Origin of the sequence: Acinetobacter sp. USHLN143, assembly GCF_037145695.1 — a bacterium.
In the GTDB taxonomy this organism is placed as follows: Bacteria; Pseudomonadota; Gammaproteobacteria; order Pseudomonadales; family Moraxellaceae; genus Acinetobacter; species Acinetobacter fasciculus.
The window spans coordinates 1-225 of sequence record NZ_JBBCWZ010000314.1; the positions used below are offsets into that span (position 1 = coordinate 1).

A 225-nucleotide genomic window follows, 5' to 3' on the forward strand; every position below is an offset into this window, starting at 1 on the left:
GTATCTGGCTGTGTGCCCGGCGGCTGGAACAGGGGAAATTCCACTGGGCTAAAGTTCACCAGGGTGAAAGTATGGCGATCAGCCCGGAGCAGTTACAGGCACTGATCCAGGCTTTGAACCGTACCGGGTTTGTCGGAGAGTCAATATTCTGAGAGACTATCCCGATGACAAAATTAAAATATACCCCTGAAATCAGAGAAAGAGCGGTTCAATTATTGATTGAAT

General features: G+C 48.0%; 1 protein-coding gene. It reads left to right on the top strand.

What is annotated here, in order from left to right:
* Positions 1–8: 8 nt before the first annotated feature.
* Entirely contained in the window at positions 9–152 is a 144-nt protein-coding gene (gene tnpB / locus WFH18_RS18660; protein WP_431605766.1) for an IS66 family insertion sequence element accessory protein TnpB, read from the top strand.
* Positions 153–225: the final 73 nt, after the last annotated feature.